General features: G+C 63.1%; 26 protein-coding genes, 1 tRNA gene and 1 pseudogene. 16 read left to right on the forward strand and 12 right to left on the reverse strand.

Annotated features, from left to right (window positions below; translation table 11 throughout):
• Positions 1–6: 6 nt before the first annotated feature.
• Positions 7–612 carry a TetR/AcrR family transcriptional regulator gene (locus K6M89_RS29745; RefSeq protein WP_222141825.1) on the reverse strand — a complete coding sequence of 202 codons (606 nt, stop codon included), beginning with the start codon at positions 610–612 and terminating at the stop codon, positions 7–9.
• 112 nt (positions 613–724) lie between these two features.
• Here K6M89_RS29745 and K6M89_RS29750 point away from each other — a divergent pair, with 112 nt between their 5' ends.
• The 3 genes from K6M89_RS29750 to K6M89_RS29760 all read left to right on the forward strand — a co-directional run bounded on the left by K6M89_RS29750 (position 725) and on the right by K6M89_RS29760 (position 5,230).
• Positions 725–1,411 (forward strand): PspA/IM30 family protein, encoded by a 687-nt coding sequence (locus K6M89_RS29750; protein ID WP_222141826.1) that lies wholly within the window; start codon positions 725–727, stop codon positions 1,409–1,411.
• A 47-nt stretch (positions 1,412–1,458) separates the two neighbouring features.
• Entirely contained in the window at positions 1,459–1,740 is a 282-nt protein-coding gene (locus tag K6M89_RS29755; protein ID WP_011424367.1) for a YiaA/YiaB family inner membrane protein, read from the forward strand.
• A gap of 94 nt (positions 1,741–1,834) precedes the next feature.
• Entirely contained in the window at positions 1,835–5,230 is a 3,396-nt protein-coding gene (locus tag K6M89_RS29760; RefSeq protein WP_222141827.1) for an acyl-[ACP]--phospholipid O-acyltransferase, read from the forward strand.
• 255 nt (positions 5,231–5,485) lie between these two features.
• On the opposite strand, the gene K6M89_RS29765 is transcribed toward K6M89_RS29760, so the two are convergent.
• Entirely contained in the window at positions 5,486–5,638 is a 153-nt protein-coding gene (locus K6M89_RS29765; RefSeq protein ID WP_222141845.1) for a hypothetical protein, read from the reverse strand.
• Entirely contained in the window at positions 5,622–5,849 is a 228-nt protein-coding gene (locus K6M89_RS29770) for a hypothetical protein (protein ID WP_246642729.1), read from the reverse strand. Before K6M89_RS29770 ends, K6M89_RS29765 begins: the two co-directional genes overlap by 17 nt.
• 444 nt (positions 5,850–6,293) lie before the next feature.
• On the opposite strand from K6M89_RS29770, the gene K6M89_RS29775 reads away from it, so the two are divergent.
• The gene (locus K6M89_RS29775) at positions 6,294–9,269 is read left to right on the forward strand and encodes an NAD(P)-dependent oxidoreductase (protein WP_222141829.1); all 2,976 of its coding nucleotides are present in this window, start codon (positions 6,294–6,296) and stop codon (positions 9,267–9,269) included.
• A 379-nt stretch (positions 9,270–9,648) separates the two neighbouring features.
• Here K6M89_RS29775 and K6M89_RS29780 read toward each other — a convergent pair whose 3' ends face one another.
• Positions 9,649–10,056 (reverse strand): hypothetical protein, encoded by a 408-nt coding sequence (locus K6M89_RS29780; protein WP_222141830.1) that lies wholly within the window; start codon positions 10,054–10,056, stop codon positions 9,649–9,651.
• Between the two features lie 260 nt (positions 10,057–10,316).
• Between K6M89_RS29780 and K6M89_RS29785 the strand changes: the two genes are divergently transcribed.
• Positions 10,317–10,393 (forward strand) — tRNA-Pro (locus K6M89_RS29785).
• A 243-nt stretch (positions 10,394–10,636) separates the two neighbouring features.
• Positions 10,637–10,876, forward strand: a complete 240-nt coding sequence (locus tag K6M89_RS29790; protein ID WP_039618371.1) for a DUF982 domain-containing protein — start codon at positions 10,637–10,639, stop codon at positions 10,874–10,876.
• 26 nt (positions 10,877–10,902) lie between these two features.
• On the opposite strand, the gene K6M89_RS29795 is transcribed toward K6M89_RS29790, so the two are convergent.
• From K6M89_RS29795 to K6M89_RS31940, 4 genes are all read right to left on the reverse strand, one after another.
• Entirely contained in the window at positions 10,903–11,127 is a 225-nt protein-coding gene (locus K6M89_RS29795; protein WP_222141831.1) for a hypothetical protein, read from the reverse strand.
• 13 nt (positions 11,128–11,140) lie between these two features.
• Positions 11,141–11,404: a hypothetical protein gene (locus tag K6M89_RS29800; protein ID WP_097579901.1), complete on the reverse strand. Its 264-nt coding sequence runs from the start codon at positions 11,402–11,404 to the stop codon at positions 11,141–11,143.
• A 793-nt stretch (positions 11,405–12,197) separates the two neighbouring features.
• Positions 12,198–12,845 carry a S24 family peptidase gene (locus K6M89_RS29805; protein WP_222141832.1) on the reverse strand — a complete coding sequence of 216 codons (648 nt, stop codon included), beginning with the start codon at positions 12,843–12,845 and terminating at the stop codon, positions 12,198–12,200.
• Between the two features lie 193 nt (positions 12,846–13,038).
• Entirely contained in the window at positions 13,039–13,194 is a 156-nt protein-coding gene (locus K6M89_RS31940) for a hypothetical protein (protein ID WP_222141833.1), read from the reverse strand.
• 223 nt (positions 13,195–13,417) lie between these two features.
• Here K6M89_RS31940 and K6M89_RS29815 point away from each other — a divergent pair, with 223 nt between their 5' ends.
• The 6 genes from K6M89_RS29815 to K6M89_RS29840 are packed head-to-tail and all read left to right on the forward strand — an operon-like array spanning position 13,418 to position 15,528.
• The gene (locus tag K6M89_RS29815; protein WP_222141834.1) at positions 13,418–13,684 is read left to right on the forward strand and encodes a hypothetical protein; all 267 of its coding nucleotides are present in this window, start codon (positions 13,418–13,420) and stop codon (positions 13,682–13,684) included.
• Positions 13,685–13,722: 38 nt separating this feature from the next.
• Positions 13,723–14,076 carry a hypothetical protein gene (locus tag K6M89_RS29820; RefSeq protein ID WP_222141835.1) on the forward strand — a complete coding sequence of 118 codons (354 nt, stop codon included), beginning with the start codon at positions 13,723–13,725 and terminating at the stop codon, positions 14,074–14,076.
• A complete protein-coding gene (locus K6M89_RS29825) occupies positions 14,042–14,440 on the forward strand; it encodes a hypothetical protein (protein ID WP_222141843.1) in 399 nt (132 codons plus the stop codon). Before K6M89_RS29820 ends, K6M89_RS29825 begins: the two co-directional genes overlap by 35 nt.
• Complete coding sequence (locus tag K6M89_RS29830) at positions 14,437–14,727, forward strand: GcrA family cell cycle regulator (protein WP_086156098.1); 291 nt, start codon at positions 14,437–14,439, stop codon at positions 14,725–14,727. Before K6M89_RS29825 ends, K6M89_RS29830 begins: the two co-directional genes overlap by 4 nt.
• Entirely contained in the window at positions 14,724–14,921 is a 198-nt protein-coding gene (locus K6M89_RS29835) for a response regulator transcription factor (protein ID WP_097579895.1), read from the forward strand. The genes K6M89_RS29830 and K6M89_RS29835 overlap by 4 nt, the downstream gene beginning before the upstream one ends.
• Before the next feature lie 13 nt (positions 14,922–14,934).
• Positions 14,935–15,528 carry a hypothetical protein gene (locus K6M89_RS29840; RefSeq protein WP_222141836.1) on the forward strand — a complete coding sequence of 198 codons (594 nt, stop codon included), beginning with the start codon at positions 14,935–14,937 and terminating at the stop codon, positions 15,526–15,528.
• A 312-nt stretch (positions 15,529–15,840) separates the two neighbouring features.
• On the opposite strand, the pseudogene K6M89_RS29845 reads toward K6M89_RS29840, so the two are convergent.
• Positions 15,841–16,137 (reverse strand): annotated as a pseudogene (locus K6M89_RS29845) (kinase); the annotation flags it as partial.
• 162 nt (positions 16,138–16,299) lie between these two features.
• Here K6M89_RS29845 and K6M89_RS29850 point away from each other — a divergent pair.
• The 4 genes from K6M89_RS29850 (at position 16,300) to K6M89_RS29865 (ending at position 20,575) form a co-directional block, all read left to right on the forward strand.
• Positions 16,300–16,755 carry a DUF2231 domain-containing protein gene (locus K6M89_RS29850; protein WP_222141837.1) on the forward strand — a complete coding sequence of 152 codons (456 nt, stop codon included), beginning with the start codon at positions 16,300–16,302 and terminating at the stop codon, positions 16,753–16,755.
• 778 nt (positions 16,756–17,533) lie between these two features.
• A complete protein-coding gene (locus K6M89_RS29855; RefSeq protein ID WP_222141838.1) occupies positions 17,534–17,704 on the forward strand; it encodes a hypothetical protein in 171 nt (56 codons plus the stop codon).
• A 34-nt stretch (positions 17,705–17,738) separates the two neighbouring features.
• Positions 17,739–18,191 carry a pyridoxamine 5'-phosphate oxidase family protein gene (locus K6M89_RS29860; RefSeq protein ID WP_222141839.1) on the forward strand — a complete coding sequence of 151 codons (453 nt, stop codon included), beginning with the start codon at positions 17,739–17,741 and terminating at the stop codon, positions 18,189–18,191.
• 809 nt (positions 18,192–19,000) lie between these two features.
• The gene (locus K6M89_RS29865; protein WP_222141844.1) at positions 19,001–20,575 is read left to right on the forward strand and encodes a carboxylesterase/lipase family protein; all 1,575 of its coding nucleotides are present in this window, start codon (positions 19,001–19,003) and stop codon (positions 20,573–20,575) included.
• A 414-nt stretch (positions 20,576–20,989) separates the two neighbouring features.
• On the opposite strand, the gene K6M89_RS29870 is transcribed toward K6M89_RS29865, so the two are convergent.
• From K6M89_RS29870 to K6M89_RS29880, 3 genes are all read right to left on the reverse strand, one after another.
• A complete protein-coding gene (locus tag K6M89_RS29870; protein ID WP_222141840.1) occupies positions 20,990–22,303 on the reverse strand; it encodes an HlyD family type I secretion periplasmic adaptor subunit in 1,314 nt (437 codons plus the stop codon).
• Positions 22,304–22,318: 15 nt separating this feature from the next.
• Positions 22,319–24,061: a type I secretion system permease/ATPase gene (locus tag K6M89_RS29875; RefSeq protein ID WP_222141841.1), complete on the reverse strand. Its 1,743-nt coding sequence runs from the start codon at positions 24,059–24,061 to the stop codon at positions 22,319–22,321.
• 138 nt (positions 24,062–24,199) lie between these two features.
• On the reverse strand, positions 24,200–25,794 hold a 1,595-nt coding region (locus tag K6M89_RS29880; protein ID WP_222141842.1), incomplete at its 5' end, for a cadherin-like domain-containing protein.

Genomic DNA, 25,794 nt, shown 5'->3' on the forward strand with positions numbered 1-25,794 from the left:
CCCCCATCACCTCCGCCGCTCCGCCCCCGCCGCAATCGTCTGCACCAGCTCATCCACCTCCCGTGCCAGCCGCTCCAGCGGCAAGCCGACGAAGCGGCCTTCGAGGCTGATGCTGACGACGCCATGCACGGCGCCGAAGAGGGTGCGGGCGCGGATGGCGCGGTCTTGCGCGGGCATGTCGGGCTGCAGTTCGGCCAGCGGTTCGGCGATCACGTCCATCAGGAAGAGGTGTTCGTCGAGGTGCCATTGCGGCGTCGGGCTGGTTTCCGGCGGGAAGTGGTCGAACAGCGCCTTCCAGAGGTTCCGGTGCTCGACGGCGAAGCTGAGATATCCCTGCGCCAGGTTGCGCAGCCGGTCGGTCGGCGGCTTGCCGCGGGTTTCGGGCAGGGTGAGCCTCGCCTCCAGCGCCTTCAGCGTCGCGGAGTTGACGTGGATGACCAGCTCGGCGAGATCGGAAAAGACCGTATAGAGGCCGCCGAGCGCGCAGCCGGCATCCTGGGTGATGTCGCGGGCCCTAAGGTTCGTCAGGCCGTCCTTGGCGATCCGCTCGCGCGCCGCCTCGATCAGCCGGGCCTTCAGGTCTTCGCGTTTTTCTTCTCGCCTGCCGGCCATTCACCATTCCACTTCGATTTTTTTGAACGTCGTTCAAAATTTATCTTGAACGACGTTCATGATTCTGGCATAACACCTCTCGTGAACAACGTTCATAAACCGGAGGAAGGAAATGTTCAAACTGATTTCCATTTTGTTGCGGGGCAGGGCGCATGATGCCGAGCAGGCCTTTGCCGATCGCCACGCGGTTCCGCTGCTTTCCCAGCAGATCCGCGATGCCGCCCAATCGATCCAGTCGGCGCGCCGCAGTGTCGCGGTCGCCATCGCCCAGAACGAGCAGGAGAAGGTGCAGCATGGGGCGATCGTTGCCCGTATCGCCGATCTCGAGACCCGCGCCTCCGCCGCCCTGGCGAAGGGCAATGAGGGCCTGGCCCGCGAGGCGGCCGAGGCGATCGCCTATCTCGAAGCCGAGCGCGATGCATCGGAAAAGGCGCAAGCCCAGTTCACAGGGGCGATCGACAAGCTGAAGGGCATTGTTCGTGCCTCGGAGGCGCGGCTGCAGGAGCTGCAGCGCGGCGAGCGGCTGGCCCGGGCGACTGAAGAGGCGCAGAAGCTCGATGTCGTCGTCGCCGGTCCCGGCCTTGCCACCCTCGATGAGGCTGAGGAGACGCTGGCGCGGCTTCGCCTGCGCCAGAGCCAGAACGAACTGACGGCGGCGGCACTGAAGGACATGGAAAGCGCCACCCGGCCGGCCGGCATCATCGAAAAGCTCGCCAATGCCGGCTGCGGCGCGCCGCTCGCCTCATCGGCCGATGACGTGCTTGCCCGGCTGAAGAGCCGCATCACGCCGGCCGCCTGAATTCATCCATCCAACCATTCACCCCTAAAAATTGAAGGGTCACTGCTATGAACGACAGTTTCCAGAAACATTCCGCCAGCTGGGTCAGCTTCTCCTACATCTCCTTCGGCGCTGCCGCCTTCATGCTGGCGCTCGGCCTCTACATGATGCCGCTCGATCTCTGGGGCAAAGGCTATCTCGCCATGGGCATTTTGATGCTGGTGCAGACCACGGTGAACATCACCAAGACGCTGCGCGACAATGCCGAATCCGAGAAGCTGATCCGCAAGGTCGAGGATGCCCGCACGGAAAAACTGCTCGTCAAATTCAATCGTAGCGATGAAGATTGATCTTCCTTAACCACAGCGCAGAGTTGTTGCCGCATTCAACCAATGGGTAACAACTCTGTGGCCTTCTCAGCAGGCCTAAAGAAGGACTCCCGCCGTGCAACACAATCTGATGACGTCTAGAAAATTCGCGCCGCTGTTCTGGACCCAGTTCCTCACGGCCTTCAACGACAATTTTCTGAAGAACACGCTGGTGTTCCTCATTCTCTTCAAGATGTCGGCGAGCGAAGGCGCCGCCCTGGTGACGCTCGCCGGCGTCATCCTCATCGTGCCCTTCCTGCTGCTTTCGGCGCTCGGCGGCGAGCTTGCCGACAAGCATGACAAGGCGAAAATCGCCGAACTGCTGAAACGCTGCGAGATCGGCATTGCCGCACTTGCCGTCGTCGGCCTCGGGCTCTCATCCATCTCAGTGCTGATGGTCGCCCTCTTCGGCTTCGGCGTCGTCTCGGCGCTGTTCGGGCCGATCAAATACGGCATCCTGCCCGATCATCTCGATCGCCGTGACCTGCCGAAGGCCAATGCCTGGATCGAGGGCGGCACCTTCATCGCCATCCTCGCCGGCACGATCATCGCCGCACTCGCCTTTTCCAGCGGCGACAATGTGCTGCTCTTCGGCTCGATGATGATGGGGCTGTCGCTGCTCTGCTGGCTTTCTAGCCGGATGATCCCGCCGACCGGCTCCAAGGCGCCGGATCTTCAGATCGACCGCAATGTCATCCGCTCCAGCTACACGCTCGTCCGGGAAATCCGGCAGGACAAGCGGCTGTGGCGCTCGGCGCTGATGAACTGCTGGTTCTGGCTGGTCGGCGCCTTCGTGCTCTCCATCCTGCCGACCATGGTGACCGAGCTGCTCGGCGGCTCCGAGCTCGTCGTGCCGGCCTATCTCACCGTCTTCGCCATCGCCGTTGCCGTCGGCTCGGCCATCGCCGCCTGGATGTCGTCCGGCCGCATCGTGCTCTTGCCGGCCCCGGTCGGCACGGCGCTGCTCGGCCTCTTCAGCCTCGATCTCGCCTGGAACCTCTGGGGCCTGGCCTCGACCGCGCACGCGACGACCATCCTCGATTTCTTCGCCGGCGAAAACACCATCCGCGTCGCCATCGATCTCGCCGGCATGGCGATCGCCGGCGCCTTCATCGCCGTGCCCACCTTCGCCGCCCTGCAGACCTGGGCGCATGAGGACCGCCGCGCCCGCGTCATCGGTGCTGCCAATGTGCTCTCCGCCCTGTTCATCACCGTCGGCCTCGGCCTCGTTGCCGTCGTCCAGGCGCTGGGCGCCTCCATTCCTCAGATCCTGATCGGCCTTGGCATCCTCAATTTTGCCGTTGCCTGGCTGATGCTGAAGACGCTGCCGACCAATCCCTTCCGCGATTTCATCTCGATCCTGTTCCGCGCCTTCATGCGCCTCGAGGTCGAGGGCCTTGAGAATATCAAGAAGGCCGGCCGCGCGCCGATCATCGCCCTCAACCATGTCAGCCTGCTCGATGGCGCCTTGGCGCTTGCCATCACCGAGGAAGAGCCCACCTTTGCCGTCGACTACAAGATCGCCCAAGCCTGGTGGGTGCGGCCGTTCCTGAAAATGTGCAAGTTCCTGCCGCTCGACCCGACAAAGCCGATGGCGACGCGTTCGCTGATCAAGGTGGTGCAGGACGGCAACCCGATCGGCATCTTCCCCGAGGGACGCCTGACGGTGACGGGAACGCTGATGAAGGTCTATGACGGCGCCGCCATGGTCGCCGACAAGACAGGCTCGATGGTGGTGCCGGTGAAGATCGACGGGCTGGAGAAGAGCTATCTCTCCTATCTCGATAACGGCAAGATCCGCCGCCGGCTGTTCCCCAAGGTCAAGGTCACCATTCTCGAGCCGGTGAAGCTCGAAGTAGCGCCGGAGCTGAAAGGCCGCAAGCGCCGCACGGCGGCGGGGGCAGCGCTTTATCAGGTAATGTCGAACCTGCTGTTCCAGACCGCCGATACCTCGTCGACCGTGCTCGACCGCGTCATTCAGGCCGGCCACGAATTCGGCATGGGCAAGCTTGCCGTCGAGGATCCGGTCACCGGCCGGCTGACTTATGGCAAGCTGCTCACCGGGGCTGCTGTGCTCGGCGCAAAATTCCGCACGATGTTCCCGGAGACGAACCTCGGCGTCATGCTACCGAATGCCAATGGCGCCGCCGCCACCCTTCTCGGCGTGATGACGGCTGGCAAGGTGCCGGCCATGCTGAATTTTACCGCCGGTGCCGCCAATATCCTCTCCGCCTGCAAGGCGGCCGAGGTGAAACACGTGCTGACCTCGCGCGCCTTCGTCACTCAGGCCAAGCTCGGCCCCGTGATCGCCGAGATGGAAAGGCAGGTGAAGATCGTCTGGCTCGATGATCTCCGCGCCGAGATCTCACTCAAGGACAAGATCCTGGGTTATCTCAGGAAGGCGCGGCCGCTCACCAAGCGCCAGCCGGACGATCCGGCTGTCATCCTCTTCACCTCGGGTTCGGAGGGCACGCCGAAGGGCGTGGTGCTCACCCACCGCAACATCCTGTCGAACGCCGCCCAGGCCGCCGCCCGCATCGATTTCCACAGCGGCGACAAGGTGTTCAACATCCTGCCGGTTTTCCATTCCTTCGGGCTGACGGCCGGCACGGTGCTGCCGCTGATCTCGGGCGTGCCGGTCTATTTCTATCCCTCGCCGCTGCATTACCGCATCGTGCCGGAGCTGATCTATGCCTCCAACGCCACGATCATCTTCGGCACCGATACCTTCCTCAACGGCTATGCCAGGACCGCGCATCCTTACGATTTCCGCTCGATCCGCTATATCTTCTCCGGCGCGGAGCCGGTGAAGGCCTCGACCCGCCAGACCTATATGGAAAAATTCGGCCTGCGCATCCTGGAAGGTTACGGCGTCACCGAGACCGCGCCGGTCATCTCCATCAACACGCCGATGTACAACCGCTCCGGCACGGTCGGCAAAATCCTGCCGGGCATGGAATGGAAGCTCGAACCGGTGCCCGGCATCGATGAGGGCGGCCGGCTGCATGTGCGCGGCGCCAATGTCATGGCCGGTTATCTCCGCGCCGAAAAGCCCGGCGTGCTGGAGCCGCTCGCCGACGGCTGGCACGACACCGGCGACATCGTCACCATCGACGAGGACGGTTTCGTCAAGATCCGCGGCCGCGCCAAACGCTTCGCCAAGATCGGCGGCGAAATGATCTCGCTCGCCGCCGTCGAAACGCTGGCCGCCGAACTCTGGCCGGGCGCGCTGTCGGTCGTCTCCTCGCTGCCCGACCCCAAGAAGGGCGAACGCCTGGTGCTGCTCACCGAAGCCGAAACCGCCACCCGCGCCGAATTCCTCGCCTTCGCCAAATCCAAGGGGGCGATGGACATGATGGTGCCGGCCGAAGTCACCATCGGCAAGGTGCCGGTGCTCGGCTCCGGCAAGGTCGATTTCGTCGCGGCGCGCAAGCTGGCTGAGAGCGTGGCTGAGAAGGGGGAGGCGGCTTAGGCGGGGTTTGGCAAGACCCCGCCCCAACCCCTCCCCACAAGGGGGAGGGGCTAACGTGCCGCACCGCTTCACGTAAGCCTCCATCATACTAATCATTCTAGGGCTAACAGCCGGCAACACCTCTCCTTTGGTCACCGCCGGTAGCCGCGACTTAGCCCCTCCCCCTTGTGGGGAGGGGTTGGGGCGGGGTCTTGGACTCATTCCCCGCGTGCCTGGAACGGAGTGTCGGGAAACCCCGCTTCGCCCTGGAAGCTCCTAACTCACCGCCGCCCGCTCCGCCGTCTTCAGCCTGAGACCGAGCACCAGCGGCACGGCAAGCGCGTAGACGGCAACGACCGACAGCCCGATGGCGCCCGGCCATTGCTGGCGTCGATCAATTCTCTGCCGTGTTTCAGGTGAGACCGACAAGGACCTCCAATAGAATGGAAGGTGAGCTCAAAAAACCTCCCGCCACCAAGCCAACGAAGCCGAGCCCCAGCGCCCCGGCAATTCCGTGGCTCTCCCAGCCGTAACAGGCCCCCAGGGCTGTTGCCGCCGTGACGATCGAAACTGTCCACACGATCTTGACCAGCGAGATCAAGCGCCGCCCAATCGTTCGTCTCTTTTCTGCCTCGGCCAAACCAACCTTCTCAAGCGCTTCCCTGCCACGTTGAAGCATTGCAATTTTTAGGGGCATCATCAACGGGGCGGACAATCAAAAAGACGAGATGGTAAACGCGCCTAGCACGCGGCACCGCATGCCCTCTCTCCAGCCTCATCCTGAGACGCGTAGCCCACGGGGCTGGCCACCGCAGCCACCCGCCCTCGTCCTTCGAGGCCCCTTGCGGGGCGCCTCAGGATGAGGGCTGATCGTGTGCCTGTCGCCTGGGGATCGAAAGACCGGCGGCAGCGGCCCCGGGGGTGAGATGGGTGGATGGGGGTAGGCTTCGCGGGGATATCTATCATGGACCCAGCACCCCCAATGACGCGTTTCGCCTCTCCTTCGGCGCATATGAGGTTGTCTCGCCGGAACAGTCGCTTCACCATGGGACGACTTCAGCTCCGAAAAACAGACAGGCAGGCTATGACAGATATCGCGCAGATGCAGGAACAGCGATTGAACGCCCTTCGACAGACCGCGTCGGGCGCGCCGAAGCTGCCGTCCAACCCGTTCTTCGGCGTCGGGCCGATCACCGATGCGACGACCGACGAAGTCGATAGCCGCCTCAGACGCATCGCCTTCGACGCCTGGATCGAGAAGACCTATCGCAAGTTCGACGACAGGGGCAACGACATCGGCGGCTTCACCACGGCCGAGATTTCCCGCAGCATGCATCGCGGCTATCCGGCCGATAAGATCCTGACCGACATGATGCGGGCGATCCATCGGTATTTCGGCTTCCCCAAGGCGAACCGCATGGCGGTCGGGCTCGGCGGCGGCCATAGCGGTTTCACCGTCTGCATCCAGCACCTGATGAATGCCAATGACGCTTCCCAGCGCCTCTATGTCGATACGCCGCGGCCGGAGAGCGATCCGTCCAAGGCCGCCGGCTTCTTCCGCCAGTCCTGGGCGACACAGCTGATCGAGATGCAGCGCTTCGCCGAAAAGGGCTGCGAGAGCCGCATCCATTTCGCCGCCTCCGAGGGCGTGATCCCGACGGCGGCCGAGCTTTCGGCCCTCGGCGTCTCGATCTTCGTCGGCGTCGGCCACGAGACGACAGGCGCCAATGCCTATACCAGCGCCGAAATCCACGAATTGCTGAACTGGCTCGACGGCGACCCGGCAAATCGCCATGCGGTGTTCGACGCCACCTCGATGCTCGGCGCCATGCCGTGGGAGCCTGAGCTCGTCAGCGCCGTCATGGCCAAATGCTGCCTGTTCATGCCCTTCCAGAAGGCGATCGGCGGCATCTCCGGCTATTTCGTCGCCTCCTTCACGCCGCATGCGCTGGCGCTGATCGAAAAGAACCAGCAGGATCCCGCCTGGGCGATCCCGCGCCAGCTGAAGATCGCCCCGCCGATCGATCCGCGGCAGCCGTTTTCGGCCAAGCGCTCGGTCGATGCCGGCCCGTTCTACGATGCCGGCGAAGACCGCATGCTCGGCGGCGTCATAAACACCTACAGCGCGCTCGCCTTTGCCGAGACCACCTTCGGCCTGCTGCAGTCGGAAGCCCGGGTCGGCTCCGTCGTCGAGCTCAACCGCCGCTCCGCCGCCAACCGCGCCGTGATCGACGAATGGGTCAAGTCGCATCCCCTGCTGTCGCTGACCGTCACCGATGCCGAGCGTCGCGGCGCGGCCGTGACGCTGCTGAAGGTCGAGGACGACGGCATTACCGATGCCGGCATCCACGCCCGCATCATCGCCCGCTCCAAGCAGCTGCTCGGCTATGAGGGCATCACCCATCCGAACGGCGAATATGAGCCGGGCCTCGATGCGGCCCGCTACGTCAACGCTTTCCCGGGCACACCCGGCGATTACCGCGCCTGGGTCGGCGGCATCCGCGAGCCCGAAGATGTCGTGGCCCTGCTGGAAAACCTGCAATATGCCTATCTCAGAGCCAAGATCGTCGTGCTCGAAGAGGAGCTCGCCAAGCACGGCGTCACCTTCGAGGCGCCGGCCAAGGCCGATGGCGCCGTGCGCAAGGACGATCCGAACCGCGCCTATACCGTGCTGATCGCTGATCTGGTCGGCTTGCGCTTCGGCGCTGACGGCGAGCCTGATTACAGCGAGGTCAAGGCCTATATCGAGGAGAAGGGCGGCGTCTTCCACCTCGGCCCGCTCAGTGATCGTTCGGCGCTGGATAAGGGCCGCATCCATTTCTTCTATCAGCCGAACCTCAGCACCGAGGCGGAGATCCTGCCGCAGACTGACAAGGGCCAGTACGACGCGCTGATCGCGGCGGCGACCTTCATCCCGAAGGCCTCCGTCTTCCCGCTCGGCGGCGTGCGCATTGGTGCGGGCACCGGCAATATGGGCTCGGCCTCCTGGGGCGGCGGCAACGGCGAGGGCGGCGATGCGCCCCTGATGAACACGCCCGGCATCAACAGCCGGGCGACCGCCCAGATGGCGATGAAGGCGATCCTGAAGGTCGTTCCCGACCTGCCGGTCGACCGGCTGCACCGCATGGTCGCCGGCGGCGATTTCGATACCGGCCGGCAGCTGAAGGATTTCCCGACGGCGAAACTCGAGGGCCGCAAGCTTGCCGTCCTCGGCTACGGCAATATCGGCCGTGAAGTCGCCAAGCTCGCCAAGGCCTTCGGCATGAAGGTGGCGATCTATGCCCGCGAGCATCACCGACGCTGGATCGAGGCCGAGGGCTTCGACTATGCCGCAAGCCCTGTGGAAGCGGCAAGCGGCGCCGACGTGCTCTCGGTCCATATCGGCCTCGGCCGCCTGGATGCGGCGACCGGCACCTATTCCAATGCCGGCACTGTGAATGCGACGGTGCTTTCCGCCATGAAGGACGGCGCGGTGCTGGTCAATTACGACCGCGGCGAAGTCGTCGATGCCGGCGCGCTCGATGCGGCACTTGCCTCCGGCAAGATCGCCCATGCGGCAATCGACGCCGACCTCTTCAGGGATGCGGCGACCGGCACGCTCAGTGGGCCGATGCTGCCCTACCTGCCGCTCGAAACGCGCCATAAGGGCAAGCTGGAGCTCTTGCCGCATGCCGCCGCCGACACCGACCACCCGTCGCGGGTCACCGGCGCCAAGCAGGCGGTCGACCAGATCTTCGACGTCATCCGCTTCAAGTCGGTCGTCAATCTCAAGGGCGACCTGCCGGAAGGCTATGTGTCGGGCGGCAGCCGCACCCCGGCCGGCATCGGCAAGGTGACGAAACAGGTCGTCGCCGAGGCCGGCGGCAAGGCGGAGCTGCTGGAGGAGCTGCGCCAGGTCTCGGAAAAGATCGCCGCCATCACCGGCGCGCTCTCGGCCGTTTCCGACCGGGGGCACCAGGCGCGGATCGTCGAGCGTTATACCGGCCTGCTGGTCGAAAGCGCCGACCGGCAGCGGGCGCTGCTCGATCAGCTCGGCCTGTATGGGCCGGCGGAGGGATGAGCTGCAGCGGCGCGGTTCGGGCCAAGCTAAAGACCCCGCCCCAACCCCTCCCCAAAAGGGGGAGGGGCTAACCTGCCGCACCGCTTCACGTCACTCTCCACGGGACCAATCCGCCGAACGTAGCCAGCAAGAGCTTGCCTCTGGTCGCCGGACACCGCAGCTTAGCCCCTCCCCCTTGTGGGGAGGGGTTGGGGAGGGGTCTTGGGTTCCCACCCCCGGCTGTCCGCAATCATCACCCCACATCTCCAACAAAATGTGCAGCTGCTGAGCGGAAACGTTTCGCTGGCCGAACGCGGCGGGCACCGGAGGATTCGGAGAGGAGCCCAAAGCAAAACAGGCGGCACATCGGCCGCCTGTTTTCGTGTTTTCGTGTCGCCGGTTACTTCTGTTCCGGCGCCAGGAACTCGGCGCAATAGGAAGGGCCATTGACGCCAGGAATGTCGGCAACGGTGCGGATGTCGCGGATCGTGTAGTCGGAATTGGTGGTGATTTCCGCCTGGCAGCGCAGATAGGCGGTGCGGGCGGCGGCGATCTGCTTGCCGCGCTTGCCATCGGCGCCCTCGGCATATTTGGCCGGAATGCGCACGGTCTTGTAGCCGCCGCGCCAGGTATAAATGGTGCTCGAACCTTGCTCGCGGTCGCTGATCGGCGGCCCGTAGGCGGCAAAGAAGATGCCGGCCGATTTGCCGACCCAGCGGGCTTCGATCGGATTGCCGGCGGAAGGAATGGTCGTGCATCCGGCAAGCGCAATGGCAAGCCCGGCCGCGGTGATGGTGCGGAGTTTCATCGTGTCGTCCCTGATCTCTGGCGCAGTGGCTGCGAAGCCGCCGTCGCGGCGGTTTCGCCTGTCCCGCGTGCCTTTAGCGCGGAACCCGGCAAAAGAAAATTGCCCCTTTTGCACTTCCGTTTAATTTGCCCGGGGTGTGTCTTTTTGCAGCAACGGCCCATTCCGACCGCTGTCATCAACCCGTCAAAAATTCCCTCGGGTTTTTGAATTTTGGCGCTTGTGCAACCAGAAAGGCTGTTCTATAGAAGCGCCGCTGGTCACGGAGTGTAGCGCAGTCTGGTAGCGCACCACGTTCGGGACGTGGGGGTCGAGTGTTCGAATCACTCCACTCCGACCAGCTAGAAACCCCGCTTCGGCGGGGTTTTTCGTTTCTCGCTGCTTGGAAAGCGCCGCGCCCGCGCCGAGGCTGCTGTCATGTCAGGTCAAGCCGCAGTGGAGGTTGCCGAGGCCCAATCTCTCTCGCCAGCTATACGTTCCCGTAGAAGAGTTATAACTTGACATGGCTGAAAATAATCTGACGCCCGGAACGAGTCCCGAAGTGATTCGTTGAGTCGCGTGTTCCGCGTGAGGGGGCTGCATCATGAGCAGGCGGCGAAGCTTCAAACCGGTGAAGATCACCATCAATGGCAAGACCAGGACGGTTTATAACGTCGTCCAGGCCGGCAATATGCTGCTGAGCGACTGGCCGGAGCAGACGCCGGCGGCCAAGGCTGCCGAGCTCCTCGTGCTCGACGTCTTCAACGATGCTGCCGGTCCCGAGCAGGTGCGCCGCGCCTTCATAACGGCGGCCAAGGCGAGCGACATCAAGTTCAGTTCCTGACTGGCGGTGTCGGGAAAGGTCTTCGCTCACTTCCATGATACCTGCTCCTGATTCGCGAGATCATGATGCTTCAGCTGCGACCCCATCCAGGCGGCCGAGGCGATTGCTGCGACCAAGCCGAAGGCGATGCAGGCGAGGGTCTGGGTTCGCCAGGAGATAAAGGTGACCGGGGCCGGGATGATTGGCCTCTCCACGCAGTGACCGGGCGGGCAGGGGCAGCCGGAAAAGGCCTTAATGCAATCGGCGGACATCTCCGTTTCTCCCTCAGGCGTAAAGCTGATCGCGATCGGTGATGCCCATGATCTCGCGGGCATAGCGGTAATGCGCCGCCACACTGGCCGTGGCGCCGCGCAGCCAGGACGGGCCGCGGAGCAGATGTTCGGGGCGGCTGAGGTAGACAAAGCCCAGGGCGCCCATGCGCTGGGCTTCGTTGGCCATATAAGCGGCGCAGTCTTCGAGCCGGCGGGTGGCATTCCAGCGGGCGTCCCTTAGGCTCTGCTCGGTCTCGATCTTGCGGAAATGCTGCATCGCTTTGCCCTCTCTTGTGCCGGCTGATGGCACGCGACAAAAGGTATATATAATACCTAATCGCGTCAATCGGAGTGGGTATAAAAAATACCTTAAACGTTGACGAGGTACGAATCGTAGGCGTATGAGTGAGCGCAGTGATTGGGCGACCGGGTGCAACTCCCGAGCTGACGAAGCCCAGCGGCGCGGGAAGCGAAAGTCCTTAAGTGCGCTGTCAGAAAATCAGGACGAGGGCGAAGCGAATGGCCCCTCTGGCACGTGTCCCATCCCGGCTCCGGCCTTCAGGACATGGCCAATGCTCTCCCGGCTTCATGGGCTTTGCTCATGGGGTAGGGGGAAGCTTTGGCCGGAACCCTCCCTCACCAGCCTTCAGGAACGGGAAAGAAATGGAAGAGAGAAGGAGGAAGAGAGATCAGGATACCACGCGCGGGCGGCGGCGGTGATCGGCTCGGAGGCGCGTCGCGGTCTTTCAGTTTCGATGCTTGCGCTCGAAAGCTGGGGTTCCAGGCGCGCCCGTGTCAAAGCGCGCCGCAGAGCTTTGCGCGCGGTGGTTGGAGCGCCGGCGAGACGTCCGATGCCCTTCGATCTTCGCGGCTCACCTCAATGCAGCATGCTCGGCGCGGCGCCGAAGGCGATGAGCGGCACGGCAAGGCTCACGATATAGAACCAAATTCTGCCGACGCGTGAGGAAGGGCGCCATCTTGATTCTTTTTCGCAAGAGGTTGGCGTTTTGCTGGAATGGTGAGTCCTATGTCTTGGAATGGATTCGTGTTTTCGAGAAGCGCCGGGGCTCTCACATCTCGATCACCGAGCGGCGGACGCGGCCGATGATGGTGACGGCGCCCTGGAATTCCGGCGGCGGCACCTCCTCGTAGGAGGCCGGCTGAAAGGGCGGATTGTCGTTCGGGCGGTAGCGCTTGTAGGTCACTGCCCCGGTCTCGTCGGCAACGACGTAAAGCGCGTTCGGCGCCAGGCGCTTGTCGCGTCGGTTGACGAAAATGATCGAGCCCGGCGGCGAGATCTTGTTCATCGAATTGCCCTCGACCTCGAGCGCGATCCAGTCGCCGTCCGGCAGATCGAGCGCGGCGACGGTCGGGAATTCCGAGAAGTCGGTGATCGGCGCCTGCTCGGTCAGCTGACCGGCGCTCACCCAGGAGATCTTCGGCACGTCGGCAACGGAGACCGGCCGCTCTTCCGGATCGAGCGCCTCGCCGGTGCCGAACTGCAGCCAGTTGAGATTGACCTTGAACGCCTTGGCATATTTCTTCGCGTCGGCGATGCCGAAGCCGTTCCGGCCCGACTCATGCGCCTTGTAGACATTGGCGTTCCAGCCGAAACGATCGACGATCGCCTTCGGCCCGGCAAAGCCGGCGTTCTTCCTGGCCATGACCAGACGCTTTGCGCGTTCTTCGCGCTCAAATTGTTCCTGATCTTTCAACATGATATAAATTATACCCTAAAAAAAGGTACATGTAATGCCCTAAATCGCTTGACGTGCGAGGTATTTTACGTACCCTTATCGCCATGACACACGCTGATTTCATCAACAATCGGCCCAGGCTTTCGGGCTTCGCCAATGATCTGGGCATTCGCAAGATTTCGCCCGCGCGCCGCATCCGGCGCCCGGGCGACCGCTACACCGGCTGCCCGAACTGCGGCAGGGCGCTGTCGATCGCCGAGGTGATCGAGCGCCATTGCGAAAATTGCGGCCGGCAGACCAATCCGGAAGAACTGCGGCGGACGACGATCTTGCCCTCTTCCTTGCCGATCACCAGATCCGACAGCCGCACTCCTCCCTGACGGCTATCGGTCGCCGGCGTCGTCGCCCTCCCTCGGCGACGCCGGCATCTCCAGGACGCGACTCGTCGCGCTGCCCTGAGACGACGACCGGAGCCCGTGCTTCCGCAACAGAGCGGGCTCCTGATGTCAGCAACGAATTAAACAAATGAAGGACGGCCAAGGCCCGCTTTGCCGGGTGCATCCGGCCGCGTCCGAGGGAAAGAGGATCACGCGATGAGCATCGCCCCAGCCTGTCAGGGCACACACATCAGCGCCCTCGAGCTCTTCCGCTCGGGCCGGGACTATATCGAAATATCAGCCATTCTCGGCATGCCGGTGCCCGCCGTCGAAACGGAGATCCACCGGCTGCGCAGCGCCGAGAAGGGCGACACCGCCCAGGAGGATTACGCCGCCGGCAAGGTCCGGCGGTTTGCCGGCCGCGCCGCCCGGCCGGGCGCCTCGGTCAATTTTGCCGGCGGCCGGCACAGGCTGCCGGTTTGAGCGGGCGAGCGGAAAGGGATGCGCATGGAAAGGAAACGATGGACAAGGACATCATGGAGATCCTCAGCCCGGTGCTGGGGCAGGAACTGGCGGCAGCGATCATCGAGCATCGCAGCCGCACGCTGAAGAAGCCGCTGACGGCTTACGCGGCGAAGATCCAGGTCAAGGAATACCTGAAGACCGGCAATCCGGTCGACGCCGCCGAGATGCAGATCCTGCGCGGCTGGCGGGCGATCAAATCCGACTGGTATTTCAATGAGAAGGCGAGGGAAGCAGGATCGATCGATGCAAACACGGGCAGAAGGACATTGGTCGATGCCGCAAGAGATTTCCTCTCCGGTGACGATCATAGCGGGAATGCTTTCGGGCTTTCCGGCCTCCGCCGGCACTGATCCCGACATGCAGATCCGCGCCTATCTCGTCGCCATCGACGGCATTCCGGCCGAGGCGGTCTGGCGCGCCGCCAAGCTGTTCCTGTCAGGCAAGGTCAGGGACCATAACCGCGCCTTCGCCCCGAGTGCGGCGAGCTTTGCCGAAGCCGCCCGCCAGCAGCAGGCGGTGATGGCCAGGGAAAGCCGCCCGCCGATCGAAGTGCGGCCCGAACCGCCGCAGCCGAAGGTCGCGGCTTACAAGCTGCAGCTGCTGAGACAGGCGGCGAACGGCAGCCTGAACGCCAGGCGAGAGCTCGCAGAGATGTTTCCCGACAACCCGGTCATCGCAAGGGCCGCACGAGACGCACAGGAGACAATCGGATGAGAGAGCTGTTCTGGACCGAAGACAAGATCGCCGAGGCGCAGAAGTTCTGGCAGGCGGGCTTCTCGGCACGAGAGATCGCCGAGCTGTTCGGCTCGAAGAAGAACACCGTCATCAACATGGCGCACCGCAACCGCGACAGGTTTCCGTCGCGCCAGCTGGCGCCCAGGCCGCCCGACGCTGAAGTGTCCGCGCCGACCCGCCATCCCGACCGGGTGACGCGGGTGACGCTGTCGGGCGCCCATGTGACGATGCCGCGCGTGCCGACCATCGACGGGCCGGCGCCATGAGTGCCGTCACCCCGCGCGAGCGCGAAATCATCGGCTGGATGGCGGCAGGCAAGACCGCCGCCGAGATCGGCGCCATCCTCGCCATCTCGCCGATCACCGTCAACACCCACATTTCCAACGCCAAGGCGAAACTCGGCGTCTTCAAGGAGACCGCCCTGGTCGCCGCGGCGCTGCGAAACGGCATCATTCGATAGAAGGACAATCAGCATGGGCGGCAAGGCCACCAAGGTGAAGACACAGCGGGTAAACAAAGGCGCCGGCCGGCCGCGCAAGGCTAATGTCGAGCGTTTCCCCTGCGGCAAGATCAAGCCCTTCGAGACCGAGAAGGAGAATGTCAGCGTGGCGGTCGCCGCCCGCCGCCGCATCCACGGCTTCAACAGGACGGTTGATGACGAGACGGTCAGGAGCCCCTATGCCGGCTATACCCTCGGCCGCATGTTCCTCGACGGCGTCATCACCGACGAACAGCGCCAGGCCGGCGACGACTATGCCGAAGCCATGGCCCGCTACCACAAGACAACGGGCATCCCGGCCCCGAGCCCGAGGGCGCAATCGCTCTTTGCCGTCAAAGGACATGAAGGCGAGGTGACCGAAAGCCTCGCCGAGCGCGCCCGCAAGGCCAGCAACCGGATGATGGCGCTGCAGGCGATCCTGCTTGCCTGCGAAGACGGCCCGCAGGTGAAAAGCACCGTCTATAACGTCGCGGTGATGGACTACGACCATCTGCGCCACATGCCGCCGCAGCAATTGCTGTGGCTGCGCCGCGGGCTGATCGCGCTGCGGGGGTCGAGGGCTGGTTGATGACGGGAAGCAGCTGAAGGGCGCGAATGAAGGGCCTGCCGTGTGGCCCCCTCATCCGACCCTTCGGGCCACCTTCTCCCCGCTGGGGAGAAGGGAAACAAGACGCGCCGGCACCGCCCAAAAGAACCGCCTGCTAGAGGCACTCGATCCAATGGAGTCGATGGCGATGCGGCAATTTCCCTCTTCTCTCCGGCGGGGAGAAGGTGGCCCGAAGGGTCGGATGAGGGGGCCACACGGCACGAGGCAACGACGATCAGTTAATTCTGAAGCAGTATCCCCTGCCTTTGAAGTCCCTCGTCACCACAGCCGATTTCAAAAGAGGCGATCGACAAATCGCTCGGTCTCCCAAGTCTTCAGAAAATTCGCTTCCCGGGCGATCCAACCGACAGCCTCGATGCCCCATTCCTGTGCCCGGCTGGCATACTCACCCATCAGCCAGAAGTGGCGGACGATGACGAAGCGAAGGGCGGCTTCGAAATCCTCCGGCGTGATCGGCCGCACGGTGCGATTGCCGTCGATAAAGGCGTCCCACGTGGCGGTTGAGTTCCGGCCGAAGGAGACTTGCGCCCATAGAAAGACCGAAAGGCCGTAGGCGAGATATCCCGCGCCATGCCGGCCTCGCCGACTGCGACCACGAATTCCAGGCTCGAGGCCGGAGGTCGGGAAGGGCGATCGGCAAGAGGCTGCGCCTCCGAACCCGCGGCAGGCCGGGAACCGAGAGACGGATTCGATTGTTAGAAAGCGCACAACTGAAAACGTCGGAGGCAGCAGATGAACCCGAAAAGCACCTTGAGCATTGCCGGCCATCCGATTCATCCGATGTTGATCCCGTTCCCGGTCGCCTTCTTCGCCGGAACGCTGGTCACCGATATGGTTCACAGCCAATCCGCCAACCCGTTCTGGCCGGCCGCGTCGAACTGGATGCTCGCAGCCGGCCTCGTCATGGCGGCACTGGCGGCACTCGCCGGGCTGACCGACTTTTTGGGGGATGCCCGCATCCGCGCCTTGCGCGATGCCTGGCTTCATATGATCGGCAATGTCGTCGTCGTGCTGATCGAAGCCGTCAGCCTCTGGCGCCGGCTCGTGCAGGGTCCCGATTTCATCGTTCCAGCCGGGCTGGTGCTGTCTCTGCTCGCCGTTGCGCTGCTTTTGTTCAACGGCTGGAAAGGCTGGGAAATGGTCTATCGCCACCGGGTCGGCGTCAAGGAAGAGACTGACATCCGATGAGGTGAGGCAGAGGCGGCCGAGCGGCTGATGGGCAACTTCCGTGCTGCTTTCCGGCGCTCCAACGCAAACATCTGCGCCTGATGCCGCAGCAGCTGTTATGGCTACGGCGAGGTTGACAGGTGCGGCGGAGATCGGGTTTGCCCAGTTTAGAGGGGCGGGCCGCACAGAGTATCGAAGTGCATGGCTGTGTTATCAGCACCTCCGCACGGCCCACCATACTTACGATCGGCGGAGCTTCTTGTTCCCGCGCCGACATAATATTCCGGCCAGCCGCGGCTGTCCCGTGCCGCGGCCGTCGCTCCGGCGTTCAAAGAAACGTCGTTTGATGCCTAGACAGAGGAGCGCGAACAGCAGGGCGAAGCCGCATGGCGGCGGATGCGGCCGAGTGCGCCCTTCGGTTGCAATCGTACTTCCACTGTCGCCCTCAAGCTGCCATGTGCGTATTCGAATAGAGACCACAACGGCAGAGTTTCGTGCTATGATCGCGACGGCTTGAAGCTCGGGTTCGACACTGGGAGGTAAGGGCAACCGGCGTAAATGCGGCGCAACCGCTGGAACTCGACCTGTCGCGATTCTGCTCAGGCCGAATCGCCCTCCATTCGTCACCCAGGTTGATCTCTCGGCTGTCATAGCAAGCTGACAGGATGCCTCCCTTGGCCCTGCCTGCGCCGTCCAGGATATCTGATGCCAAAATGCATCCAAAAAATGATTGGTAGCAACGTCCATGCAACGAGCACGGTACCACCTAAGAGATCTCCTATTTGCCAGGGGAAAAGCAGTGAAGGTCGATGAGCTCCTGTGCAGGCAGGAAACGATCGTCAGGAGGTCGCACGACAACGGCAAGTGCGCGGACGCGGACAATGAGCTGCTGATGCGACTTTACGATCGCAAGCGCCGCATCATCGATCGCGTGATCAGGATTGAAGCCGCGCTGGACGCCAAGTCGTGACGTTAGAGAATCTTTTCAGGGGCAGGAGGTCGAGATGGAACTGCGGGAAATGAGCGACGACGCCTGCATCGCGTTCTTGGCAAGCCACACGTTTGGCCACCTCGCAAGCATGGGTGAGCAATATCCCTATGTCGTTCCGGTCCACTACGCCTATGACTCGCGTAAGGTCTTCCTGTTCTCGATGCCCGGACAGAAGGTAGACCAGCTTCGAATAATCCCCTTTGCCTGTCTTCAGGTGGAAGAAATGGAGAAGGACAGAATGTGGAAAAGCGTTCTGGTTCAGGGCCGTTTTGACGAACTGCCGGACATTCCTGCGAGGCGCAACGAACGCCTCCATGCATGGTCCTTGCTAGAGAAGCGGCCATTCTGGTGGGAACCCGGATCCTTCGAACTCAGCGCCGGCGAAGACGGAGATAGCGGCAGCCCGATCTTTTTTAGCCTGTCCATCGACGTGATCTCTGGCCGCCAAGTCGCGCACCGCGCCTAGAATTGGTCGAGAGAAAGAGCAGCGAATGAAAAGGGGTACTGCAGCGCGAGCCATACTCAGAGCCCACGCTGCTTTCGACCACCGTCGAAACTCTCGGCTGTTCAGGATAAGCCTATCGCTGCGTCTTCAGTTGGCTCGTGCAATTTTGAGAAGATCTCTGTCGCTTCCGGTTCCCTCGCCGTACATCTTGAAGCGAAGCCTGGACAGAGATTTTGGGCCGTGATCGCGCTTGGCGACGGAGCCGTCGAAGTTTCGCTCGACGATTGACAGTCCCAATGGTTTTCGAAGGCGGGTTCGGACGTAGCCAAACATGGTTCGTCCTTTCAGGTTGGGGCGGAAGCTGTGTCACTTCCAGTCGGAGCCGCCCGTGAAAGGTTGGCCACGATAGGGCGGTTATGCGCCGCTTCATCCCCAGGCGCAACCTTTCCTTCGTAATCACTTTAGGCGAGAGAGGCCGGGTGATCGAGAGCCCACCGCCTGTTTTCGGGCGGGATCCTGCAACGCTTCAGTACAGTTCACAGCATGATGTCCCCTGACGGCGCGAGGCTGACGTTCGGCAACTTCGGCCTTTACGACCGCTTCACGCCGCATATCGGTCGCTACCGCAGGCGGCTTTTACCGTGCTTCCGTCGCGGTGATCGAAAAGATCGACAGTGGGCCGCCACCGCGATGAACCCGCGGTGGCTACAGCTGGCGGTCGGGAAGTGATACATGCCTTTAATGACGGAAGCCGGACGAACTCTTTTCGTTGCCGATCTACGAGAGTATTTTGCACTCAAGCTGTCTCAACTTTGCGGTGGAGAGTGGCGGTGTTTATGGACGGCCGTCGCAAGTTCCTGCTCTTTTTAGTCGTCGCATCCTGTCAGATGGTGTTCGCGCCACGATCAGGTGCGACGGACGATATCGTGACGATCGACAGCGGAATGCTGAAGGGTGAGAGGTCGGGCACAGTCGTCAGCTTCAAGGGCATACCCTATGCGGCGCCACCGGTTGGTGATCTGAGATGGCGCAATCCGAGACCGATCGAGGAATGGAGTGACATCAGGGATGCCCGCGATTTTGGTCCGTCCTGCATGCAGACCGGCGACCTGGCGAAGTCAGAGGATTGTTTGACCCTCAATGTCTGGACCCCAGCCAAGCGGCCGCCGACACCGATGCCGGTGATGGTTTGGATTTACGGCGGCGCTCTTGTCCATGGAAACACCGCTCAGTATCCCGGTGGCCAGCTGGCCGCCCGGAAAGTCGTGTTCGTCAGCATGAACTACCGCATGGGGCGATTGGGTTATTTTGCCCATCCGGCACTGATGAAGGAATCCCCTGACGAGCCGGTCGGCAACTATGGCTACATGGATCAGCTGGCCGCCCTGAAATGGGTCCGGGAAAATATCGATGCCTTCGGCGGTGATCCGAAGAAAGTGACGATATTCGGAGAGTCGGCCGGTGGCGGCTCGGTGATGGCGCATATGATATCGCCGTTGTCACGGGGGCTTTTCCGGGGCGCCATTCTGCAGTCACCGGGTCTGCCGACCGCGCGTGCTGAGGTCACGCCCTTGTCATCTTTGAGGGAAGCAGAAAAAACCGCCTTGGACTATGCGGCTTCTCTCGGAATCAACGGCAGCGATGCCGACGCTCTCACCGCCCTTCGGGCGCTGCCTGCGGAAAAGCTGACCGAGGGTGCATCGGCGCAGGACGTGCTGGCGGGAATGGCGACCGGCAAGCCCGTCATCGGCATCTCAGGCCCGATGATTGACGGACGGTTTTTGCTCGAAACGCCGGAAGCGGCTTTTGCGGCGGGCCGTCAGGCGCCGGTTCCGATCATTGTCGGGGCCAATGATCGCGATCTCGGTCTCGGTCAGGCAGCGACGAAAGACGATCTCTTCGCGCTGTTCGGAAGCCGTGCCGCCGAAGCCCGCAGCCTCTACGATCCCACCGGCCAGCAGAGCCTCGATGAGCTGAAGCAGCAGGTTCTGGCCGACAAAACGGTTATCGAACCATCCCGCCACCTCGCTGACGAGATCGCCCGCACCGGTCAGCCGACGTGGTGGTATCGTTTCTCCTATGTCGCCGAGGCCTTACGCAATGATTCGACATGGAAAGGCGCTCTGCACGGCTTCGAAATTCCCTATATTTTCGACATGCCAAACGCGCTGGTGAAAGACAAGGTGACGCCAGCCGACTGGGCCACGGCCACATTGGCGAGTGCTTACTGGGTGGGGTTTGCTGCGAATGGTGACCCCAATGGAGGCTCACGGCCAAAATGGCCCCACCACAACGCCGCCGTCGACAGGGTGATCGACTTCACCAATCACGGCGTGACGGTAGGAGCCGATCCGCTGAAGCTCCGGCTCGACCTCTGGCAAAGCCATTGGGAGGAGAAGAAGTGACCGGGAGGTGCACAGGGCGAGGCCGGCAATAGTGCCGTCATCCAAATCGTCATGCCTTCACCACCGAGAAGAACAGGAACCGCGGCGTGGTCGTCAGTCTCTGATAGGCCTGCGGAAATATTCCCAATTTGTCAACCGCCGGTGGCCGACCTCGTCCTTCGAGGCCCCTGCGGGGCACCTCAGGATGAGGTCGGAGAGAGGCCGCGGCACTCTCCAACCTCCCTCATCCTGAGGTGCGCAGGCCAGAGGCCGGAGCCTCGAAGGACACGCTCAAACGCTGCTCCTTGCATCAGAATTGCATCCGCTCCGGCGGGGGTGGACGATCGGAAGACGACAACCTTCAGGTGCCGGAGTGGGTCGCTCATGTCAGGAGGGTCGCCGTGAGGCCGCAAGACAGATGCGCCTTAGGACGTCCTATTCATCCCGGAAGGCTCGGTTGAGCTGGTCGGTGAGCGGTTTGACCAAATAGGATAGCGCGGTACGCTCGCTGGTCTGGATGAAGGCCTCGGCCGGCATGCCCGGCAGCAGCGTCAGGCCATCCAGCTTCTGCAGTTCTTCAGGCGGCACCGCTATGCGCACGAGGTAGTAGGAAAGCCCGCTGCGCTGGTCGGTGGTGAGGTCGGCGGCGACGAGGCTGACATGGCCATTCAGCTCCGGCGTCGTGCGCTGGTTGAAGGCCGACATGCGCAGCACCGCCCTCTGGCCGATCTGGAGTTGATCGATGTCCTTCGGCGCGATCCGCACTTCCAGCGCCAGGCTGTCATTTTCCGGCACGATCAGCATGATCGGATCGGCCGGCGTCAGGACGCCGCCGATCGTATGCGCCTGGAGCGAATGGACGATGCCGGACTGCGGAGCGACGATGTCGGTGCGCTTCAGCTCGTCCTCGGCGGCAATTTTGCGCTCGACATATTCGCCGATCTGCGCCTGCGTATCGCGCAGTTCCCGTCCGACCTCGGCCTTCAGATCCTGATCGACCTGGAGAATCTGGAGGTTCGTCTCGGTGATGCGGCCGGCAGCCTGCGCCTGAGCGGCGATCTGCTCGCCCCGGTCACCGCCGAAGGTGGCGCGCTGGGTCTTGAGGCTGTTGAGCCGCTGGTCCGACACCGCACCCTTCAGGCGCAGCGAGGTGAGGGAGGTGATTTCCTTGTCGAGCACCTCGATGCCCTCGCTATAGGCGATCTCCTGCGCCTTCACGCCCTCGATCTCGTGCTGGTACTGAAGAATGCGTTCGCGCAATTGCGCCGTCTTGCTTCGCAGCGCCTCGCGGCGGATGGCGAAGAGCCGTTCTTCTCCGCGCAGGATCGCGGCGATTTCGGGATCGTCGCGCCGAGTGAGCAGGCTGTCAGGAAAGACGATCGCCGGCAGGTCGTCGCGTTCGGCTCCGAGCCGCGCGAAGCGCGCCTGGAATTCATCCAGCCGTCGCGTGACGATCGCCAGATTGGCGCGCGTCGCCGTGGCGTCGAGCCTGAGCACCACGTCGCCGGCTTTCACCTCCGACCCCTCGTGAACCAGGATTTCGCCAACCACGCCGCCGGTCGGATGCTGAACCTTCTTCACATGGGAGTCGACCACGAAACTGCCGGAAGCCACCGCGGCTCCGGCGAGATTCGTCGTCGATGCCCAGCCGCCAACGCCGACGACAAGGCCGCCACACATCACGAGGCTGGCGAGCAAGTGCCGGCGAATGGAAGCGGAAAGGCCGCCGTCCCTGTCAATCCCGGTCATGGATGCCCCCCATCGTCATTTTGTTTCAAGCGTTCCAAGCTGTCTGCGCGCCGTATTCGTCTGGAGCCTGTTACCCGCCTCTGCACGGCCCCTTGCCGGAGCAGGAGCCACCTGCAGAACCTTTGACAGCACCTCGTCTTTCGCACCGAAGGCGCGCTGGCGGCCACCCTCCATCATCAGCACCTTGTCGACGACGCTGATCGCGCTCGGTCGGTGCGCGACGACGATCGCGATGCCGCCGCGCTCGCGCACCGAGACGATGGCCCTGACCACGGCTGCCTCGCCCTCGGCGTCGAGGTTGGCGTTCGGCTCGTCCATCACCACGAGGAAGGGATCGCCGTAAAGCGCGCGGGCGATGCCGATACGCTGGCGCTGACCGGCCGACAGCGCTGAGCCGCCTTCGCCGATGCGGGTCTCATAGCCCTTCCCGAAGGAAAGGATCAATTCGTGCGCGCCCGCCGCTTTCGCCGCTGCCACGATCGCCTCCGGATCGGGATCATCCTCGAATCGGGCGATGTTCTCGGCGATCGTGCCGTCGAACAGTTCGACGCCCTGCGGCAGATAGCCGATATGACGGCCAAGTGCCTCCTTGTCCCAATGGTCGAGGCTGGCCCCGTCAAGGCGGACATTCCCGGCCGCCGGCGCCCATGCTCCGACCAGCACCCGTGCGAGGCTCGACTTGCCCGAGCCGGACGGCCCGATGATGCCGAGTGCGGTTCCGCGCTCCATGACAAAGCCGACGCCGGCGACATTCGGCTTGCGTTCGCCCGGAGGAACGATGGTGAGCTCTTCGGCGCGCAGTTCCCGCACCGGCTTCGGCAGCGGCAGGGCGTTCGGTTGTTCCGGCACCGTCTTCAGCATCTCCTGCAGCCGGGCCCAGCTCTGCCGCGCCATAAGGAAGGGCTTCCAGTTGGCGATGGCGAGATCGACCGGGGCAAGCGCACGGCCCATCATGATCGAAGCGGCGATCATCACGCCGGGCGTCGCGACCTGATCGATGACCAGCCATGCGCCAACGCCGAGCATCGTCGATTGCAGGATGGCGCGCAGCGCCTTGGCAAGGCCGCCGAGGCCGCCCGTGACATCGCCCGCCCGGCGGTTCGCCTTGAGATAATCGGAATTGGCTTTCTGCCAGCGCGCGCCAATCCGGCGCGAAAGACCCATCGCGTGGACGACCTCGGCATTGCGGCGAGCGGCTTCCATCAGCCCGTTGCGGGCCATGTTGTGGGCCGTCACCTCCTGGATTGCCTTCTGCGAAAGCATGTTCGTCAGCAGCGTCAGCGACACCAGCACGATTGCCCCGGCTAGCGCCGTCATGCCAAGCCAGAAATGGAAGATGAAGCAGATGGCGAGATAGAGCGGGATCCACGGAAGGTCGAAGAGCGCCGTCGGGCCGGCGCCCGACAGGAAACCTCGCACATTATCGAGATCGCGCAGCGGCTGCAGGCCGTCGCCGGGCATGCGGGCGATGAGCGGCAGGCGCGTCACCGCCGCATGCACCCGGTCGGAAAGATCCCGGTCGAAGCGCTCGCCGATGCGCAGCAGGATGCGCGAACGAAGGATGTCGAGCGCCGCCTGAAAACCGTAAAGCCAAAGCGCGAGAACACCGAGGCCGACCAGCGTCGGAACGCTTCCGCTCGCCAGAACCCGGTCGTAGATCTGCAGCATGAACAGCGGCGAGGTCAGCGCCAGCAAGTTGATGACGAAGCTCGCGGCAACAAGACCGCCGAAGACACTGAGGTTGAGGAAAGCAAACATGATACTTCTTCTTTCAAGTACCGCAGGCGGCTTTTACCCGTGCTTCCGTCGTGCCGATCGAAAAGATCGGCTGTAGGCCGCCACCGCGATGAAACCGCCGCGATGGCGAGATGGCCGGAAAGCTGGCCGCCGTTTTGATCAGAGGAGGAAATCCGAATCCGTCAAACCCAGGTTTGTGCCTGTCAAGACGATCGTCGTTTCATCGGTATTCGCGTCTCCGTTGGTATCGAAGTGAAGGATCGTGTTGCCGCCGCTTTCCGTGTACCAGGCACCGTGGGTCGTGGCCGTCGTTCCACTCCAGGCGAAGGCTTGATCGCCTGGGGTGTTGGGGTTGAGCGTATACGCGTCGAGCCCGCTCACATCGATCTTGTCAAACCCATGGTGGAAGTCACGGATCGTGTCCGGGGCGCCGGACGTGCTGTCGCCGGCTGAGGTAAACACAAATGTGTCATTGCCGGAGCCACCCCAAAGGTCATCCTGCTCGCCGCTGCCATTGAGCGTGTCGTTGCCGGAGCCCCCGTACAACGTGTCCAGGCCTTGGCTTCCGATCAGTATGTCGTTACCTGCCTGGCCGTAGAGCTTATCGGCCCCGTTATTTCCATTCAGCGTGTCGTTACCTGCCTGGCCATAGAGGATATCACCGGAGTTGCCGCCGCTGATTGTATTGTCGGCCGCATTTCCGACCTTGGTATCGACACCGTTGGTTTCGCCCCAATTTGTCGTTGTGGCGGTCGCTGTGTCCGTATCGTGGTCATTGCTCGTATCGCTGTCGCTTTCGATCACGTCGGTGATGCCGAGATGGAAGTTATGCGAGGCGTCCGGCGTGCCGCCAACCGTTGCATCATTCACAACAACGGTCACGTCGTAGCCGGCCTTCGCTTCGAAGTCCGCGCCACCGTTGAAGTACAGCGCGCCATTCAAGATCGTGAATGAGGCGACGTCACTTCCAGACAGCGACAACACATTGTTTCCGGAATCGACATCCGTCACCGCGATATCGGCAACTTTGATCACGCCCCCATTTTCGGGTGTCGACGTGACTGTGTTCGACAACCCAACCGCCGACGGAGCATCATTGACCGCCGCCAGCGTGAAGCTCTGCGTTGCCGGAACGCTGCCGCCATTGCCGTCGGTGACGGTGTAGCTGAGGCTGACCGGGCCGTTGTAGTTGGCATCAGGCGTGAAGGTCCAGCTGCCGTCATTGTTGTCGATCAGGGCGCCATGATCGGCGGTGAGGCCGGCGACCGACAACTGATCGCCGTCGACATCGGAGAAGCCGACAAGCAGGTCAGCGGTGCTGAAGGTGTAGGGCGTGTCCTCGCTGCCTGCCGAAAGCGTCGCCGCATTGCCGCTGAGAACAGGCGCGTCGTTGACCGCCGCCAGCGTGAAGCTCTGGCTTGCCGGGACGCTGCCGCCATTGCCGTCGGTGACGGTGTAGCTGAGGCTGACCGGGCCGTTGTAGTTGGCATCAGGCGTGAAGGTCCAGGTGCCGTCATTGTTGTCGACCAGGGCGCCATGGTCGGCGGTGAGGCCGGAGACCGACAGCTGGTCGCCATCGACATCGGTGAAGCCGGCCAGCAGGTCGGCGGTGCTGACCGTGTAGGGCGTGTCCTCGCTGCCTGCCGAAAGCGTCGCCGCATTGCCGCTGAGGACGGGTGCATCATTGACTGCCGCCAGCGTGAAGCTCTGACTTGCCGGAACGCTGCCGCCATTGCCGTCGGTGACGGTGTAGC

The organism is Rhizobium croatiense (genome assembly GCF_019793465.1).
Taxonomy (GTDB): domain Bacteria; phylum Pseudomonadota; class Alphaproteobacteria; order Rhizobiales; family Rhizobiaceae; genus Rhizobium; species Rhizobium croatiense.

What these genes read in the sequence shown, in the direction of transcription:
- K6M89_RS29745 (WP_222141825.1), bottom strand. Translation starts at nt 612, where the DNA reads ATGGCCGGCAGGCGAGAAGAAAAACGCGAAGACCTGAAGGCCCGGCTG.
- K6M89_RS29750 (WP_222141826.1), top strand. Translation starts at nt 725, where the DNA reads ATGTTCAAACTGATTTCCATTTTGTTGCGGGGCAGGGCGCATGATGCC.
- K6M89_RS29755 (WP_011424367.1), top strand. Translation starts at nt 1,459, where the DNA reads ATGAACGACAGTTTCCAGAAACATTCCGCCAGCTGGGTCAGCTTCTCC.
- K6M89_RS29775 (WP_222141829.1), top strand. Translation starts at nt 6,294, where the DNA reads ATGACAGATATCGCGCAGATGCAGGAACAGCGATTGAACGCCCTTCGA.
- K6M89_RS29780 (WP_222141830.1), bottom strand. Translation starts at nt 10,056, where the DNA reads ATGAAACTCCGCACCATCACCGCGGCCGGGCTTGCCATTGCGCTTGCC.
- K6M89_RS29790 (WP_039618371.1), top strand. Translation starts at nt 10,637, where the DNA reads ATGAGCAGGCGGCGAAGCTTCAAACCGGTGAAGATCACCATCAATGGC.
- K6M89_RS29795 (WP_222141831.1), bottom strand. Translation starts at nt 11,127, where the DNA reads ATGTCCGCCGATTGCATTAAGGCCTTTTCCGGCTGCCCCTGCCCGCCC.
- K6M89_RS29800 (WP_097579901.1), bottom strand. Translation starts at nt 11,404, where the DNA reads ATGCAGCATTTCCGCAAGATCGAGACCGAGCAGAGCCTAAGGGACGCC.
- K6M89_RS29805 (WP_222141832.1), bottom strand. Translation starts at nt 12,845, where the DNA reads ATGTTGAAAGATCAGGAACAATTTGAGCGCGAAGAACGCGCAAAGCGT.
- K6M89_RS29815 (WP_222141834.1), top strand. Translation starts at nt 13,418, where the DNA reads ATGAGCATCGCCCCAGCCTGTCAGGGCACACACATCAGCGCCCTCGAG.
- K6M89_RS29820 (WP_222141835.1), top strand. Translation starts at nt 13,723, where the DNA reads ATGGACAAGGACATCATGGAGATCCTCAGCCCGGTGCTGGGGCAGGAA.
- K6M89_RS29825 (WP_222141843.1), top strand. Translation starts at nt 14,042, where the DNA reads ATGCTTTCGGGCTTTCCGGCCTCCGCCGGCACTGATCCCGACATGCAG.
- K6M89_RS29830 (WP_086156098.1), top strand. Translation starts at nt 14,437, where the DNA reads ATGAGAGAGCTGTTCTGGACCGAAGACAAGATCGCCGAGGCGCAGAAG.
- K6M89_RS29835 (WP_097579895.1), top strand. Translation starts at nt 14,724, where the DNA reads ATGAGTGCCGTCACCCCGCGCGAGCGCGAAATCATCGGCTGGATGGCG.
- K6M89_RS29840 (WP_222141836.1), top strand. Translation starts at nt 14,935, where the DNA reads ATGGGCGGCAAGGCCACCAAGGTGAAGACACAGCGGGTAAACAAAGGC.
- K6M89_RS29850 (WP_222141837.1), top strand. Translation starts at nt 16,300, where the DNA reads ATGAACCCGAAAAGCACCTTGAGCATTGCCGGCCATCCGATTCATCCG.
- K6M89_RS29860 (WP_222141839.1), top strand. Translation starts at nt 17,739, where the DNA reads ATGGAACTGCGGGAAATGAGCGACGACGCCTGCATCGCGTTCTTGGCA.
- K6M89_RS29870 (WP_222141840.1), bottom strand. Translation starts at nt 22,303, where the DNA reads ATGACCGGGATTGACAGGGACGGCGGCCTTTCCGCTTCCATTCGCCGG.
- K6M89_RS29875 (WP_222141841.1), bottom strand. Translation starts at nt 24,061, where the DNA reads ATGTTTGCTTTCCTCAACCTCAGTGTCTTCGGCGGTCTTGTTGCCGCG.